We start from the raw sequence: 16699 nt of genomic DNA on the forward strand, positions 1-16699 counted from the left end.
GGGGTCCCCGGGCGACAGGGAGATCTTTCCACTGCCGACCACACATCAGCAATGACGGACAGGTGTGGTCCCGTCACTTAGGACATTGGTCCCAGGCCCAAGGTCCCAGGGCGGCCCGTCACACGTCCCTTGTTTACTCGCCACCCGGACTCTTTCGCAACGGTCGGCCGCCAGCGGGCTGGCTGTCGGGATACGGACTCGGGCACCGCTGGCCGGGCCCCGGGTCAGCCTGTGGGTCAGCCCTCGAGCCGGCCGCAGCGCGGGGCCGGCCGGAGCACGTCGAAACGGCTCGCGTCGGGCGCCACCTGAAGGAAGGTGTAGCACCGGCCGAGCTGACCGAAGGAGGCCGTGAAGTCGATGGGCGCCGGCAGGAGCCCGTCGGCGGCATAGTCGCGGACGGCGCGCAGCCCCTCGATGAAGCGCTCCCGGGTGGGGCACGCACCGGCCTCGGTCAGACCGCGCAGGAACATGTCGGCCGAGATCCAGCCGGAGAGCGCGGCCTGCTTGTTCGGCGGCTGCAGGTACGGGGCGTACCGCGTCATCGCGTCGAGGAAGGCGCGGTGCCCCGGCGCGTCGAGCTCGAACGGCTGGTAGTCGACGAAGATGTAGACGCCGCTCAGCACCCGGCCGAAGACGTCCAGCAGGCTCTGGTCGTATCCGGAGGGCGAGAGGATCACCCGCAGGTTGGCTTCGGCGGCCCGGGCGCCCAGCACGACCTGGCCGAACGCGGCCCCCGTGACCGCCCCGACGAGCGTGTCGGCACCGCTGTCACGCACCTGGGCGCCGACGTCGGCGAAGTTGATCGGCCCGGTCGCGTCGACCGTGCCGACGACCCGCACCCCGGCGGCCTCCAGGCTGGCCGCCAGCTCCGCGCCGAAGGCACCGGAGGCGGCCGAGAGGCTCGAGGTGGCGATCAGCGCCGTGGTCCCTCCGTGCTCGGCGACGAAGTCACCCCAGGTGGACACCGAGACCCCGTCCGCGATCATGTTCGAATAGCTGAACATGTTGTCGAAGGTGGTCCAGGAGGCCTCCAGCGAGGTTCCGGTCACCGGAATGCCGCGGCCGTGCAGGAACTCCGCCGAGCCGGACGCCGCCGAGGTGGACTCGACGATCCCGAACACCTGGTACTGGTCGACGAGCATGCGGGCCGCGGTCTCGTTCACGCCGGGCTGGGACTCGTCGTCGCGCCACGTGTACTCGACACGCCGCCCGTGCACACCGCCGGCTTCGTTCACCGCCCCGAGGCGGGCGTCGACACCGGCCCGGAACGGGTCGAACAGCGACGCCGCGTTGCCGGTGTTGGGGAACAGCAGACCGAGCCGGACCTCGTCCGCCGTGACTCCCGGCACGGCCGGGCACCCGGCACCCGAACCGTGCGGGTCGGCGGAATCGGACGAGCCGTTCCAGGACACACACGAGACGCACCCGGCGGCCACGAGCAGCGCCGCGAGCACGGTCGGCAGGGTCCGGAGGCGGGTCGGCAGGCGCGGGCACCGGCGCGTCCCCTGCCGGCTCGCCGCACGGGGCCGGCGCCGGGCACACCGACGGCGCACGGCGGCGGACGATTCGCCTGCCGCTACCGTGACCGGTGAGATGCGCACAGCACCACAGTGACCCAGGAGGGTCACCGCGCCACAGCTATCCGTTGTTTCTGTGAAATTCGACCGTTGGGTCAGCCGGGACGCAACTTTTTGGCAAGTAGCTCGGCGAGGTGATAAGCCGTCCGGCCGCCGAGCTGGGCGGCCTGGGTGCGGCACGAGAAACCGTCCGCGAGCAGCACCGTGTCCTCGTCCGCCGCGCGCAGGGCGGGCAGCAGCGCCCGCTCGGCCACGGCGACCGAGACATCGTGGTGCCCACGTCGCATCCCGAAGTCACCGGCCAGGCCACAGCATCCCGCCAGCGTCTCAACCTGCGCGCCGGCCGCCCGCAGCAGCGCGCTGTCGGTCTCGAAGCCCATGACCGCGTGCTGGTGGCAGTGCGGCTGGGCGAGCACCCGCACGCCGTCGAGCCGCGGGACCCGCCGCCCACCCGCCGGGCGCCGTTCGGGACCGCCCCCGGTGGTCGGCGGGCCGTCGTCGGTCAGGAACTCGGCGAGCGTCCGCACGCCCGCAGCGAGGGCCTCGGCCCGGTGGTCTCCGGGGAACAGCTCGACGAGATCGTCGCGCAGCACGGCCGTACACGACGGTTCCAGCCCCACGATCGGGATCCCGCTGAGCGCGTAGGGGGTGAGCTGGTCGAGGGTCCGGCGCAGGCGGCGGCGCGCCCCGTCCAGCTGGCCGGTGGTGATCCAGGTGAGGCCGCAGCAGGCGGGCCGACCGGGCGGGACCAGCACCCGGTGGCCGGCGGCCGCGAGCACCTCCACCGCCGCCCGCGCGGCGCCGGGGGTGAACGCGTCGGTGAAGGTGTCGACCCACAGCAGCACCGGGGGGTTCGTCCGTTCGCCGGCGCCGGCGAACGCCGTGTCCCGGCTGGTTCGCCGCCACCAGCGACGGAACGGCTCGGTGGCGAACTCCGGCGCGCCGCGGCGGGCGTCCAGGCCGCCGAGCCGGAACAGTGGACGGCGGATCGCGCCGGTGCGCAGCGCCGCGTTGACCACCCGGGGCGCCCGCCCGGCGAGACGCGTCCACCGGGGCAGCCAGCCGAGGGCGTAGTGCGCCGCCGGGCGGGGGCGGCGGCGGTAGGCCCGGTGCAGTACCTCGGACTTGTACCGGGCGACGTCGACACCGGCCGGGCAGTCCCGGGCGCAGGCACGGCACGACAGGCAGAGGTCGAGCGACTCGCGGACCGCCGGGTCGCGCCACTCCCGCCGCGCGGGCGCGGGCGCGGTCGCGGTCGCGGTCGCGGTCGCGGTCGCGGTCGCGGTCGCGTGGGTGGTCGCGGGGTCGAGGTCGAGGGTGGCCGGGCCGGCGGCCGGGCGGGCGGGGCCGCCGGCGGCGAGCTCCTGCAGCACCCGGGCACGGCCCCGGGTGCTGTCCTTCTCGTCCCGGGTGGCCAGGTAGGACGGGCACATGAAGCCCCCGGACGCCGACGTGTCCGCTCGGCACTTCGCCAGCCCGACGCAGCGGTGCACGGCCTGGGTGAGGTCCCCCGCGTCCGCGGTGAGCGCGAAGCCCCCCGCCACCCGCGGCAGCGGCCGGGCCCGCGGGCGGCGCAGGTCGGCGTCGAGCGGCCGCGGGCGCACGACGACCCCGGGGTTCATCAGGTCGTCCGGGTCGAAGATGTACTTGAAGGCGGCGAAGGCCGCCAGGGCGTCCGGCGAGTACATGATCGGGAGCAGCTCGCCGCGGGCCCGCCCGTCCCCGTGCTCGCCGGTCAGCGAACCGCCGTGCGCGACGACCAGGTGCGCCGCCTCGGTGAGGAAGGTCCGTAGCCGGCCGGGGTGCTCGGCGAGCGGGAAGTCGATCCGCACGTGCACGCAGCCGTCGCCGAAATGACCGTAGGCGACGCCGTCCAGCCGGTGGGCCAGCATCAGCCTGCCGAACTCACGCAGGTACCCGCCGAGGTTCGCGGGCGGGACGGCGGCGTCCTCCCAGCCCGGCCAGGCCGGGGCGCCGTCCGGGGTGCGCCCCGCCAGGCCCGCGCCGTCCTCCCGCAGCCGCCAGAGCGCCGCCGCCGCGGACCCGGCCGGCAGCACCATGGACGCCGCCGCGCCCGCGTCGGCCACGACCGCCGCCGCCGCGGCCGCGGCCGCCGGCCCGGTCACCCCGCCGACCTCGACGAACAGCCAGCCCCCGCCGTCGGGCAGGGTGGGGACGGCGCTGCTCCCCCGGTGCCGGCGCACCCCGTCGACGAGGCGGGCGTCCATGCCCTCGAGGGCGAGCGGGCGGTGGCCGAGCAGCCCGGGGACGGCGTCGGCGGCGGTCGCCATGTCCGGGTAGCCGAGCACCACGAGCGCGGTCGCCGGCGGTACCTCGACGAGCCGGACCGTCGCGCCGAGCACGACGGCGCAGGTGCCCTCGGTGCCGACGAGAGCACGCCCGAGATGGGCGCCGCGCTCGGGCAGCAGGTGTTCCAGCGAGTAGCCCGAGATCTGCCGATCGAACCGCCCCAACTCGGTCCGGAGCACCGCGAGGTTGGCCTGGACGAAGGCGTCCAGGCCCGGCACCACCGGCCCCGTGCCGGGCTGGGGTGATCCGGGCCGGGGTGATCCGGTCGCCGCCGCGGCGGCGGTGAAGCGGCGGCCCGTGCCGTCGACGACGTCGAGGGAGACGACGTTGTCGGCGGTCCGCCCGTAGGCCACCGCGCGCGCTCCGCAGGCGTTGTTCCCGATCATGCCGCCCAGGGTGGCGCGCCCGTGGGTGGACGGGTCGGGGCCGAACCTCAGCCGGTGCGGGCGGGCGGCGGCCTGCAGGTCGTCCAGGATCAGGCCGGGGGCGACCTGGGCCGTTCTGGAGTCCGGGTCGATGGTCGGGGTCGCGGTGAGATGCCGGCTGAGGTCCATGACGACCCCGGGGCCGACCGCGTTGCCGGCGATGGACGTCCCCGCGCCGCGCACCGTGAGCGCGGTGCCCGTCTCCCGGCAGACCGCGGCGACGGCGAGGACCTCGTCGACGTCGCGTGGCAGGACGACGATCTCGGGCGTGACCCGGTAGTTGGAGGCGTCCGAGGAGTACTCGGCGCGCCGCCGCGCCGAGTGGTCGACCACCGGCGTCAGGCCACGCGCGGCGCCGCGCGCCGGGCTGGCCGCCGCGGAGCCCGTGGCCGCCCGCAGTCGCGCCACCAGGTCCCGGACCTCCGCCCCGGCCTGGCCCTGCCCCGCCGCGCCGTCGCGCATCGTGCCTCCCGTCCGCACCGCACCCGCACCCGTGTCGAGAGCCGGCCCGAGAGTCGGGGCGCCCCGGCCCTCGGTTGCTCTATCCCCTGTACGCCCAGATCGTCCCCGCCCCCGGCCGCCTCCTTCGATCGGTGCCGCGCGGACGGCGCGTGTCCGCGTGTTGTCGTCCCGGCGGTGGGCCGGGATCTGTCGTAGGTCTGGGAGACGATCGCCGAGTGCCGGCACCGCGAGTGCCGGCGGCGGCCGGCGAGGCCCCGACTCACCGCCAGAAGTCAGGATCTCGCCGACTCGGCCAGGCGATTATCGGATGTCCGCGGGAGGTGCACATGTCGTCCGAAGACCGCCGCGGGGCGGATCGCGGCGCCCCGCTGGTTCCCACTCTCATGGCGCTCCTGCTCGCCCGCCTCACCGCGAGTCGGACCGCGCGGCGCGGGGTCCGCTTCTTCGACGACCAGGGCGGGCGGCTGCTGGCCATCGTCGCGCTGGATCTCGTCGGCGCCGTGTCCGTGGCCGTCACGCCCTTCGTGCTGCGCGCGGTCGTCGACGACGGGCTGATCGACCGGTCCGCCCCCCAGGACAGGGCCGCGCTGATCGGCCAGGTGGCGCTGCTGCTGGCCGCCTTCCTCCTCCAGGCGATGCTGGGTGCCGTCTCGACCCTCGTCGGTTCGGGTGTCGGTGAACGGGTGCACATGCGGGCGACGGTCGCGATCCACGACCAGCTGCTCCGCCTGCCGTTCTCGTTCTTCCCCGGCCAGCGGCACGGCGACGTCCTGACCCTGTTCGGTGGGGACATCGCCGAGGTCCGCAGCGCGGTGTCACTGTCCGTGCCGCGCGCGATCAGCGCCGGGGTCACCGCGGTGGTGGGCGTGGTGAGCGTCGTCCTGCTGGACTGGCGGCTCGCGCTGGTCGCCGTCCTCCTGTCTCCGCTGGTCTTCGGCCTGATGACGCTGGGCCGGCGCCGGGGCCGGGAGCTGACCAGGGAGCACATCAAACTGCGCTCGGCGCACTTCGCCCTGATCACCGACACGACGAGTGTCTCGGGAGCCCTGCACGTGCGGCTGTTCGGGCGCAGCCTGCACGAGTCCGGCCGGCTGGCCACGATCGCCGACCAGACCCGCCGGATCTCCCTGAAACGGATCAGGGTCTCCGCGCTGGCGCAGCTCATGTCGTCGGCTGGTGCCGCGCTCGCCATCGTCGCCGTGATGAGCGTCGGGATCTGGCTCGTCAGCACCCAGCGCGCGACCGTCGGCACACTGGTCGCGTTCGCGAGCGCGCTCCTTTTCGCCTACCGCCCGGTCACCGGCCTGGCCGAGAGCCGGGCCGACCTGATCGAGGCGGGTGTCGCCTTCGACCGGATCTTCGGGCTGCTCGACCTGGTGCCCGACCCGCGGGACCTCCCCACCACCACCACCGGGGCGCCCGAGGCGGCGCGACCGGGCGCCGGGCCGGTCGGGGTTCCGGCTCCCCGGGAGGCCACCGGGCCGGGCGCGGGCGCGGGAAGCGCCACGACACCGGGGGCGGCCAGCGCGCCCGAGATCGTGGTGGACGCTGTCTGGTTCCGTTATGCCGGCAGCCGGCAGAACGCCTGGTCCTCGGCCGGCCGGGACGTACGCCGCCGCTGGTGGTACGTCGCGGACGACGAGGAGGAGGACGAGGAGCAGGAATCCCGGCGGGCGACCTCGGGCGAGGCCACCCCGGCCGGCGGCCCCGGTCCAACCGAGCACTGGGCGCTGCGCGACGTCCAGCTCACCGCGGGGGCCGGCGAGAAGACGGCGATCGTCGGCGCGAGCGGCGCGGGCAAGACGACGCTCGGCTATCTCCTGTCCGGGGTGCACCGCCCCGACCGCGGCCGCCTCCTGCTCGACGGCACGGACTTCGCGGACCTCACCTGGAGCGCCCTACGGGCGACGATCGGCGTCGTCCCGCAGGATCCCCACCTGTTCAACGACACGATCGCCGCGAACGTCCGCTATGGGCGGCTCGACGCCACCGACGAGGCGATCACCGCGGCGGTGGTCGACGCGGGCCTCGGTCCGATGCTGGAGCGCCTACCCAGAGGCATCCGAACGAAGGTGGGTGCCCGGGGCTACCAGCTCTCGGGCGGGGAGCGCCAGCGCCTCGCGCTCGCCCGGGTCCTGATCGCCGACCCGCCGGTGCTCATCCTCGACGAGGCGACCTCCCAGCTCGACGCGGCGACCGAGCACACCGTCCAGGAGGCGCTGACCCGCCTCGGAGCGGGGCGGACCCGCCTCGTCATCGCGCACCGGCTGTCCACGATCGTCGACGCCGACCGCATCTACGTGATGGGCGAGGGCTCCGTGGTCGAGCACGGCACCCACGCCGAACTGATCAAGGCCGACGGCGCCTACGCCCGTCTGTACCACCGGCAGCTCCGCCGAGAGGTCACCAGAGCAGGTTGAGCTGCCGGCCGCCGGCCACCGGGTCACCGAGCTCGGCGTCGGCCCCCGGCTCACCGAGCTCGGCGTCGGCCCCCGGCCCGCCGGCGCGGGCCGGCATCCGGCGCAGGACCCCGGGAAGCTCCCCGGTGTGCACCACGGTGAGCACACGGGTGGCCCGGGTCAACGCCACGTAGAGATCGGCCAGGCCCCGGGTCGGGCCGGCCAGGATCTCGGCCGGTTCGACGAGGACCACCGCGTCGAACTCGAGGCCCTTGGACTCCGCGACGGTGAGCACGGCGACGGGCGCGTCGAGCAGCAGGTCTGCCTCCGCCGGCTCCCGGCCCCCGGTCGGCCGGTCGGCGGGGGCGTTCAGGTCGTCCAGGTCGTCGGGCTGGCGCGGCAGCGCGAGCTGGGGCGCGGCCGCGCGCAGGGCGGCGCGGATGGCCGCGGTCCGCCCCGGCGGACAGATCACGGCGACCCGCCCGCCGGCCGCCTCGCCCGCGGCCCGCACGGACTCGTCGACCACGCCCCGCACGAGCGCCTCGGCGGCGGCGGGCGTCCGGACGGCGTCCGGGCGCCGGCCGGCGGACCGGACCGACAGGGGCGGCGCGGCCTCGGGATCGGCCGCCGCCAGCACGTCGGCCGCGACGTCCATGATCTCGCTGGGGGTCCGGTAGTTCACGCTGAGCCGCTCGACGGTGTAGCGGGCGCCGACAGCCGGGCCCAGCAGCTCGCCCCAGCTCGCCGGCGGCCGCGGGCGGGCCGCCTGGGCGAGATCACCGACGAGCGTCGCGGTGCGCCCGGGGCAGCGTCGCCACAGCAGCCGCCACAGCATGGGCGAGACCTCCTGGGCCTCGTCGACGATGAGGTGGCCGAACGTCCAGGTCCGGTCCCCGGTCGCGTACTCCGCGGCGCCGCGGCGCTGCCGGGGCGCGGTCCAGCGCTCGGCCACCGTGTCGGCGTCGAGCCGGTCGTCGAGGCCGAGCATCTCCAGCACGCCGCGGGCGTACTCCCGCTCGGCCGCGCGCTCGGCCGCGGCGCGGCGCTCCTCGTCGCGACGGGCGTCCTCCTCCGGGTCGCCGAGCAGCTCGGCGGCCTCGTCCAGCAGGGGGACGTCCGCCGGAGTCCAGTGGATCCGGCCGGTTCCGGCGGTGCGCCGCCCTGGCGCGTCCACCGGGCCGGCCCGCCGCAGCAGGGCGCGTTCCTGCGCGGTGAGCCGGGTGCCGGCGGCCCGGGCGAGGAGGTCCGGCGAGGCGTACAGGTCGGCCAGCAGGCGGGCCGGGGTGAGCAGCGGCCACAGGTCGTTCAGGGCCCGACGCACACCGGGGTCCGCCCACAGCCCGGAGGTGACCTCCGAGCGTTCCTCGGGCTCCCACAACCCGCCGGGCAACCGGGAGACCACCTGGTTCGTCAACGCACCGAGCAGCTCGCGGATGAACACGCGGCGCGCGGAGTTGTGCGGGCGGCGGCTGCGCCGGGCCCTGGTCCGGGCCCGGACGATGGTGTCCCGGTCCAGGTGCAGGTCATGCTCGTCGTGGCGGATCCGCACGCCACGGCCCGGGGCCCGCTGGCGGTCCCGGACCGCGCCGGCGATGACGTCGGCCATCCGCCCGTCGCCCTTGAGGGCCGCGGCGGCTACCGGGTCCTCGCCGGTCGCGTCCACGCCGGGGAAGAGCCGTCCCGGGGTCGCGAACATCACCCCGGTCTCGCCGAGCGAGGGCAGCACCTGCTCGATGTAGCGGAGGAAGACCGGACTGGGCCCGACCACGAGCACCCCGGACCGGACGAGACGGTCACGGTGGGTGTACAGCAGGTAGGCGGCGCGGTGCAGGGCGACGGCGGTCTTGCCGGTCCCCGGTCCGCCGTCGACCACCAGCACCGCGTTCGCGGCCGCCCGGATGATCCGGTCCTGCTCGGCCTGCAGCGTCGAGACGATGTCGTGCATCCGGCCCGTACGCGGGGCGGACAGCGCCTCCAGGAGCATCGTGTCCCCGGTCGCGCCGAGCCCGGCCTCGGCGGCCGCACCGCTCTCGGCGGCCGCACCGTTCCCGGCGGCCGCACCGTTCCCGGCGGCCGCACCGTTCCCGGCGGCCGCACCGTTCCCGGCGGCCGCGGCGTTCCCGGCGGCCGCGGCGTCGTCGGCGGCACCGTCGTCGGCCCCGGCCCGCGCGAGGTAGGCGCGTGGGTCGAGCGGGTCGTCGGCGATGCCGGTGACCCGCCGGCCGCGGGTGCGCAGGTGGCGGCGGCGGGTCAGGCCCCGCGGATCGGCGATGGTCGCCTGGTAGAACGCGGTGGCCACCGGCGCCCGCCAGTCGACCAGGATCGGCTCCTGCTCCTGGTCGGACAGCCCGATCCGGCCGATGTAGGTGCGCCCCCCGGCCGCGTGGTCCATCGCGCCGAAGCACAGCCGCCCCTCGGCGGCGTCGAGCCGGGCCAGCCGGTCGGCATGTGTCGCGGCGAACACGTCGCGTTCCACGATCGACTGTGGCGTGCCGGTGCCCGCCTCGAGCAGCACCTGCCGGAGCTGTCCCCTGGTGGTCTCCCGGACCTCGTCCAACCGGCCGTAGAGGGTGTCGACGTAGGCCTGCTCACGGGCGAGCTCTGCGTCACGTGTCGTCGGCACCGGGATGTCCCTTCAGGTCGGGTGGCGGAGACGGGTCGGGAGAGGATCCTGACGCGCGGCCACGGGCGCCCAACAGCCCACCACACTCGGATCATCCCGCCCGCCGGAGCGCACACCACGACGTGTCCCGCTGTCGGCCTGCCGCGTGTTCCGGACGGGCGTTCCGCCGGCCACGGCTACTTCTCGACCACCCAGGCTACGTCCAGCCCGGCGTCCCGCGGGCGGCGGGCGGCGTGACGGTCGCCGGGCCCGCCCCACGTCCGGGCGGTCGGGCAGCGGTCACCCGCCCGGTGCGGCGCCCTGCCGCACGTCGTCGGCGTCGTGTTCGAGCCGGGTGCGCACCAGCGCCGCGATCAGGCGCGGGACGTCCTCCCGTTCGACGAGGTCGCTCAGATCCCGGGGATCGGTCGGCAGGCCCAGCTCGGCCGCGGCCGCGAGCGCCCGCCGGTCCGCGTAGGGCACGAGCTCGTCCCAGGCCGCCTGGGCCTCGCGCAGGAAGATGTCCGCGCCGACCGGCCCGATTCCCTTGATCTTCTGGAGCAGGGCCCGCTCGCGGTCCGGGGTGTGCTCCGCCGCGTCACGCAGGCGCCGGATGTCGCCGTCGTAGGTGTCGAGCAGATAGGCGCAGGCGTCGCCGAGCGTGCGCGAGGTGCTCTCGTCGTAGCGGGCGTACCCGCTGCGGTTGAGCACGCGGGTCCGGTCCGCCCATGGCGCCTCGCCCAGCACGGCCGCGGACGTCCACCCCTGCTCACGCAGCGCGCGGAACGCGCCGACCGCGGTCGGTGTGCGGATGCGGGCGCTCGCGAGCAACGCGAACACCAGCAGCCCGAACATCGCCTCGGCCGTGTCGGCGGGTACGTCGACGTCGATCTCCTCGGCGTACGTGCGGCCGTGCCGGGCGAGCAGCTCACGCACAATCGCGCCGGTGTCAGTTCCAGCCATGGGACTGGGCTACCCGCGACGCTCCCCCGCACTCCCGGCCGAAATCGGCGGAGCGCTACGCGAAGGCGAACTCCCGGATCAGGCGGACGAGTTCGAGCGGGCGGTCGCTCTGCACCGCGTGACCGGCGCCGTCCACCACCGCGGTGCGCAGCGCGGGCAGCCGGCGCCGGAACTGCTCGACGTCGTCGTCATGGACGAACCGGGACAGCGCGCCGCGCACGAGCAGCAGCGGGACGGTGATCGTGTCGACCTCCTCCCACAGGCGGTCCATGCTGGTCATCTCGCTCGCCGCCGGCCCGGGACCGGCCAGGTCGTAACGCCACGCCCACCGGCCGTCGGCGCGCTGGTAGGCGTTGTGCCGCACGCCGCGGCGCACGCCCGAGGCCGGCCGGTTCGGGCTGAGCCGGACGGCCGCGTCGGCCATCTGCTCGAACGAGTCGTAGGTGGGCTGGCCGCCGACCAGCGCCACCGCGCCGCGGTCCGCGACGCCCATCGCCCGGCTCCGGTCCGCCGACTGGGGGGTGACGTCCACGATGACCGCGCGCCGGCACAGGTCGGGCCGGGTCGCGGCGAGGTGGATGGTGGTGGCGCCCCCGAGGGACATGCCGACGACGACCGCCGTCTTCGGGGCGAGCTCGTCGAGCGCCGTCGCCACCGCCGCGCCGTTCGCCCACGGGCCGTAGTTCCGCTCCGGATGCCGGAACGAGCGACCGTGACCGGGCAGGTCGAAGGCGATCGCGGGCCGGCCGAGGGCCAGGGCGACCGAATCCCAGGTGTGGGCGTTCTGGCCGCCGCCGTGCAGGAACACGATCTCCGGGTCGGCCGCCCCCCACCGGATGTGGCTCAGCCGCCGCCCGGGTCCGACCTCCACGTGGCCGCGGGTGACCTCCGGCCGGCCCTGGTAGGGGATGCCCAGTTCCTCCGCGTTCTCGTGGAGCAGCCCGAACTCGTCGTAGTCGGCACGGTCGTCCTGGATCTCGTTGTCGTCCTGGATCTCGTTGGTCTCGACGTCCGGCAGATCGCCCATGATCCCGCCTCGCTCTCGTCACCGCCTGTTCGCCCACCCGGTACCGCCTGACGCGGCGGCGGACAGGTCGCCAAGGGAGAATGTAGGACTCATCGGCGCGACGCGTACCGGCCCGGGCGACCGGGGCCACGAGAGGAACCCATGAGCGGCTTCAGCCTTGATCTCACCGACGAGCAGACCGAGCTCCGGCGGTGGGTGCACGGCTTCGCCGCGGACGTCGTCCGCCCTGCGGCGGCCGAGTGGGACGAGCGGGAGGAGACTCCCTGGCCGGTGATCCAGGAGGCTGCCAAGATCGGCCTCTACAACTTCGACACGTTGGCCGCCCTGTGGGCCGAGGAGACCGGCCTGGGCCTGCCGATCCTCTCCGAGGAGCTGTTCTGGGGCGACGCCGGCATCGGCATGTCGATCATGGGAACGTCGCTGGCGGTCGCCGGGATCGCGTCCGCCGGGACGTTCGACCAGCTCGGCGAGTGGGTGCCCCAGTGCTTCGGTGACGCCGCCGACCCGAAGGTGGCCGCGTACTGCGTGTCCGAGCCCGAGGCCGGCTCGGACGTCTCGTCGATGCGGGTCCGCGCCCGCTACGAGGAGGCGACGGACGAATGGGTGATCAACGGCCAGAAGGCATGGATCACGAACGGCGGCATCGCGAACGTCCACGTGGTCGTCGCCTCGGTCGACCCGGCGCTGCGGGCCCGCGGCCAGGCCGCGTTCGTCGTCCCGCCCGGCACCCCGGGACTTACCGGCAACAGGAAGATCAAGAAGCTCGGCCTGCGGGCCTCGCACACCGCCGACGTCTTCCTCGACGACGTCCGGGTACCCGGCCGGTGCCTGCTCGGCGGCAAGGAGAAGCTGGACGAGCGGCTCGCCCGCGCCCGCGAGGGCTCCCGCTCCTCGGGGCAGGCCGCCCTGCAGACCTTCGAGATGACCCGGCCCACGGTCGGCGCGCAGGCGGTGGGCATCGCCCGGGCCGCCTACGAGTACGCGCTGGACTACGCCCGGCACCGCGAGCAGTTCGGACGTCCGATCATCACCAACCAGGCGGTCGCGTTCGCGCTGGCCGACCTGCGGATGGAGATCGACGCGGCCCGCCTGCTCATCTGGCGCGCCGCGTGGATGGGCCGCAACGAACGGCGCTTCGAGGCCGGGGAGGGCTCGATGTCGAAGCTCAAGGCCGGCGAGGTCGCGGTGTGGGCGACCGAGAAGGCGGTGCAGATCCTCGGCGGCGCCGGCTACAGCCGGGAGCACCCGGTGGAGCGCATGTACCGCGACGCCAAGATCTACACCATCTTCGAGGGGACGTCGGAGATCCAGCGGCTCGTGGTCGCGCGGGCGATCTCCGGCATGCACCTCTCCTGATCCACCCGATCCACCTGATCCGTCTGACCCTGCCGATCCGCCCGATCGGCCCAGGCACGGTGACAGCGGTGGATGGAGCACGGATTTAAGGGATTGACTTGCGGAATCCCGGCAACAGACGGGGTTCGCCGACCCGAAGCGGTCTTCAATCTGGCGTAGGCCGGACCGCCGATGCGGGAACGGGGGCGATGTCGGGGGCATCGACCGTGTCTGGTGGTCCGGCCGGGGGGCGTCAGCCGGCCGTCCGGCCAAGGGCGTCCGCCCGTCGTCCGGCCAAGGGCGTCAGCCGGTCAGGCCCGCCGCGCTGAGGTAGGCCACGCTCGCGTGGCTGTCGACCGGGCGGCCCGACCCGTCGACACACCGGACGGTGGCGGTCACGTCGCGCTCGCCGGAACCCGCGGCCCGGTCGTCCACCGAGCATCTCGCGGTCGGCTCGCCGTAGGCGGTCACGCTCAGGTGATCGGGCGTCCCGGCGACACCGGGCAGGACCACCTCGTAGACACCGACTCCCGTGCGCCGCACCGTGTTGACCGATCCGGCGCTGTTCGCCGAGTAACGCGCCCAGGCGTCGACCGCGTCCCCGAGCGGCGCCGGCTCCAGCGGTCCGCCGTCGCGGACGACGCCGGTGAACAGCTGCGCGAACGTGCCGGCGCCGGTCGGCACCAGCGCGTCGCGGTCGGTGTACAGCAGGACGAACGGCGTGTCCGCCGGCGTCGTGCCCTCGGCGCAGCCGACCAGGACGGACTGCCGGTCGGCCCTGACCTCCCGGCCGAGGGCGTTGCACCCGGCGGCGGAGTCACCGGCCGCGTTGACCTGGAGGTTGTTGCCGGGGCGGACGAACTCGGCCCCGACCAGGTCGACGGCATAGCGGCCGGTGCCGAGGCGGTGGACGGCAACCGTGCCAGGCCCCGACACGCTGTAGGCGTCGCGGGGCCGGGAGTCGGAGTGGTCGGCGCGGTCGAGGCGCACGTAGGCATAGGGAGCGTCCCCGGCCGGTGGCCGGTAGCCCTCGGGCGCGTAGGTGAACAGCAGACTGAACCGGGAGTCGACGAACTGGCCGGTCGGACGGCGGCAGGCCAGGTCGACCCGCTCGTCCAGCCGCCCGGACGCCCCGGACCGCGGTCCTCCGGCGGTCACCGCGTCGCCAGGTCCGTCCGGCGACGGTCGTACCGCCTCCCAGTCGACCACGTGGCAGTGGGCCGGCGCGGCCGCACCGGCGTCGCCGGTCGCGTCGCCGGTCGTGGCGGGTTTCGGGTCGGTACCGGCCGGGCCGGCCGGCCCTGGCCCGCCGATCGCCGTCGCCAGGGCGACGCCACGCCGCTGCGACACGCCCAGGCCGGGGAACACCACGCTGTAACGACCCACGGCCATCCGGGAGATCACCGGCCTGGCCTCGGCCAGGGCATCGATGACCTGCCAGCTTCCGGCGGCGGCGGAGTCGGGCGGCTCCAGCGGAGCCGCCGGCGACACGACGTCGGAGCGCAGGAAGCCCCAGCGGGGGCCGATCGGTTCGCCGCTCCCGTCGCCGCCGGACCCGCCGGCCGCGTACACGGCGGGATCGTCGCGGACAGCGGCGAGCGTGACAAGCGTCACCGCAGTGATGAGCGCCAGGACGGCGAGCACCGCGCTGGTCACCGTGGCCCGACTCAAACGCGGCACGCGTCAAGCCCTTTCGTCGTCGGCGCTCGCGACCGCGGCCGTGCCCACCCCATCCGGGCGCGAGGTATGTCGTAGCCGAGAATGGCACAACTGTGGGTGTGCCCGCACAGAGACCCCAGGCAGGCATGTATCCGCCCAGATCCTCAGGTACCGCCCGGTCGGCGCGGCGTTCAGCGGGCGAAACGGTCCGTGGCCGGCGGGTCCCTCCATGCCCGCCGCTACGCCGAACCGGCCTTGCGGGCAGCGACAATCACCGTGCCGACATCATCCCGGTGACCTGCAGGAGGACATTCCATGGGACGGTCCAGACCGACATTCCGCCGAGGTGGCCTCGGCTTTCTGCTCGCTGTCCTGGCGGCCACGGGGGCCGCGTGCCAACCCGGCCCGACGGGCGGCCCGGGCGGTGGGGCCGACTCCCCTCCCGCGGCCGACACAGGGGCCACACCACGTCCGGACCCGGAGGACCTGCGCCGCGTCTCGAAGGAAATAAACCAGCGGGTCACGGCCTATGCCCAGACCCATGACACCTCGTACTCCTTCGGGGTCTACATAGATTCCGGGATAGGACGGGTCATCCTGGAGACCGACGCCCCGGCGGCCGTGACGGAGCGACTCGTCGGCGCCGACGCCGATCTCGTCCAGATCCGGCGAGAAAAGGTCGAGGACTACTAGGCGCGGACATCACCGTACAACCAACTTTTTGTACGGATTTGCTTGTCAAGAAGGAGACAGGCGTCGAAACCTCGACGCTCCGAACCACCTCGATACTGTGCCGGCGATCTCCAGTGATTTGGAGAGATGCCCCAGGTGTGCAGACAACCTGAACGCATCCGACAATCGTTCTGCAGATTTCCGGAGAGTATTAGGTGAGAAATTCTAGATCGAGACTCCGCTGGGGCGGAGCCGGCCTGGCTGTGGCCGGATTCACCGTGATCGCAAGCACGATTCCGGTGTACGCCGCGAACTCCTCGGGCGGCAGCAAGGCGACCATCGCGGTCGACAACGCGGTGGCCGCTCCGGCCGCGGACGCCACCTTCGCGACGGACCAGGTCGCGGCCGACCTCGCCGAGGCCTCAAGCCAGGTCCAGTCGAAGGTGATCACTTTCGTCCGGAACAAGGGAACCATCTACACCTTCGGCGTCTACGCCGATCCCGACCTGGGCAAGGTCATCGTCGAGACCGACGCGCCCGCGAGGGACGTGGCCACGCTGCTCGGCAAGGACGCGAGCCAGGTCGTGGTCCGCAAGGGGAAGGTCACCGACCTGTTCAGTCGGCGCGACGACATCCCCTCATTCTGGGGCGGTGCCGGGATCAAGTCCGGCGGGGCCATCTGTTCCTCGGGTTACACCGTCGCCGACTCGGCGAACACCCGGTACCAGGTGACCGCCGGGCACTGCGCGTCCAACGGCGCGACCGAGGTCACCGAGCTGGGCAACCGCACCTTCGGTGTGGTCAGCGGCAACGGACTGCCCAGTAAGGACATGGAGCTGCTCGGCGGCCAGTCGTACGGGTCGTTCATCTACAACGGCGGCGTCAACAGCAGCACCGGTTACCACGTCGCCGGTGCCGGCAATCCCGTGGTCGGCTTCACCAACTACTGCCACAGCGGTCGCACGACGGGCGAGAACTGCGGGCACACCGTGCAGAGCGTCACAGCCACCGTCTGCACCAGCAGCGGCTGCAAGTCGCCGGTGGCCGCCTTCACCGGCGGTGTCCTCCCACAGGGCGGCGACTCCGGTTCGCCGTTCTTCGTCGGTGCCACCAGCGGCTCCGACAAGTACATCCGCGGGCACGTCATCGCGGGTAACGGAACCACCTCGTACGCCGAGCTGTGGAACAATGTCGCAGCACGCTACGGCGTACATATCGTGACGTAGTCGACACAAAACGGTAATCGCGACACGGTTGTCGCAACACGG

At 74.0% G+C, this 16699-nt stretch carries 10 protein-coding genes; 4 read left to right on the plus strand and 6 right to left on the minus strand.

The window, feature by feature from the left end; translation table 11 throughout:
- Positions 1-236 precede the first annotated feature (236 nt).
- On the minus strand, positions 237-1601 hold the full coding sequence (locus B056_RS0109280) for an ABC transporter substrate-binding protein (RefSeq protein WP_020572411.1): 1365 nt from the start codon (positions 1599-1601) through the stop codon (positions 237-239).
- Positions 1602-1672: 71 nt separating this feature from the next.
- Positions 1673-4774 (minus strand): FAD-binding and (Fe-S)-binding domain-containing protein, encoded by a 3102-nt coding sequence (locus B056_RS0109285; protein WP_018501592.1) that lies wholly within the window; start codon positions 4772-4774, stop codon positions 1673-1675.
- Positions 4775-5100: 326 nt separating this feature from the next.
- On the opposite strand from B056_RS0109285, the gene B056_RS0109290 reads away from it, so the two are divergent.
- Positions 5101-7194: an ABC transporter ATP-binding protein gene (locus B056_RS0109290; RefSeq protein ID WP_063826610.1), complete on the plus strand. Its 2094-nt coding sequence runs from the start codon at positions 5101-5103 to the stop codon at positions 7192-7194.
- Here B056_RS0109290 and B056_RS0109295 read toward each other — a convergent pair.
- The 3 genes from B056_RS0109295 to B056_RS0109305 all read right to left on the minus strand — a co-directional run bounded on the left by B056_RS0109295 (position 7178) and on the right by B056_RS0109305 (position 11765).
- Positions 7178-9796, minus strand: coding sequence for a HelD family protein (locus B056_RS0109295; protein ID WP_018501594.1), 2619 nt, complete (start codon positions 9794-9796; stop codon positions 7178-7180). The two genes, B056_RS0109290 and B056_RS0109295, sit on opposite strands and share 17 nt — an antisense overlap.
- Before the next feature lie 279 nt (positions 9797-10075).
- Positions 10076-10738: an HhH-GDP family DNA glycosylase gene (locus B056_RS0109300; protein WP_026239503.1), complete on the minus strand. Its 663-nt coding sequence runs from the start codon at positions 10736-10738 to the stop codon at positions 10076-10078.
- A 55-nt stretch (positions 10739-10793) separates the two neighbouring features.
- Positions 10794-11765 carry an alpha/beta fold hydrolase gene (locus B056_RS0109305; protein ID WP_018501596.1) on the minus strand — a complete coding sequence of 324 codons (972 nt, stop codon included), beginning with the start codon at positions 11763-11765 and terminating at the stop codon, positions 10794-10796.
- Between the two features lie 141 nt (positions 11766-11906).
- Between B056_RS0109305 and B056_RS0109310 the strand changes: the two genes are divergently transcribed.
- Positions 11907-13121, plus strand: a complete 1215-nt coding sequence (locus B056_RS0109310) for an acyl-CoA dehydrogenase family protein (protein ID WP_018501597.1) — start codon at positions 11907-11909, stop codon at positions 13119-13121.
- Between the two features lie 282 nt (positions 13122-13403).
- Here B056_RS0109310 and B056_RS0109315 read toward each other — a convergent pair whose 3' ends face one another.
- Positions 13404-14780 carry a hypothetical protein gene (locus B056_RS0109315; protein ID WP_230202916.1) on the minus strand — a complete coding sequence of 459 codons (1377 nt, stop codon included), beginning with the start codon at positions 14778-14780 and terminating at the stop codon, positions 13404-13406.
- A 294-nt stretch (positions 14781-15074) separates the two neighbouring features.
- On the opposite strand from B056_RS0109315, the gene B056_RS0109320 reads away from it, so the two are divergent.
- Together B056_RS0109320 and B056_RS0109325 are read left to right on the plus strand one after the other, a co-directional pair.
- A complete protein-coding gene (locus tag B056_RS0109320; protein ID WP_018501599.1) occupies positions 15075-15452 on the plus strand; it encodes a hypothetical protein in 378 nt (125 codons plus the stop codon).
- 257 nt (positions 15453-15709) lie between these two features.
- Entirely contained in the window at positions 15710-16657 is a 948-nt protein-coding gene (locus B056_RS0109325; RefSeq protein ID WP_230202917.1) for a S1 family peptidase, read from the plus strand.
- Positions 16658-16699: the final 42 nt, after the last annotated feature.

Source organism: Parafrankia discariae (genome assembly GCF_000373365.1).
Lineage (GTDB): Bacteria > Actinomycetota > Actinomycetes > Frankiales > Frankiaceae > Parafrankia > Parafrankia discariae.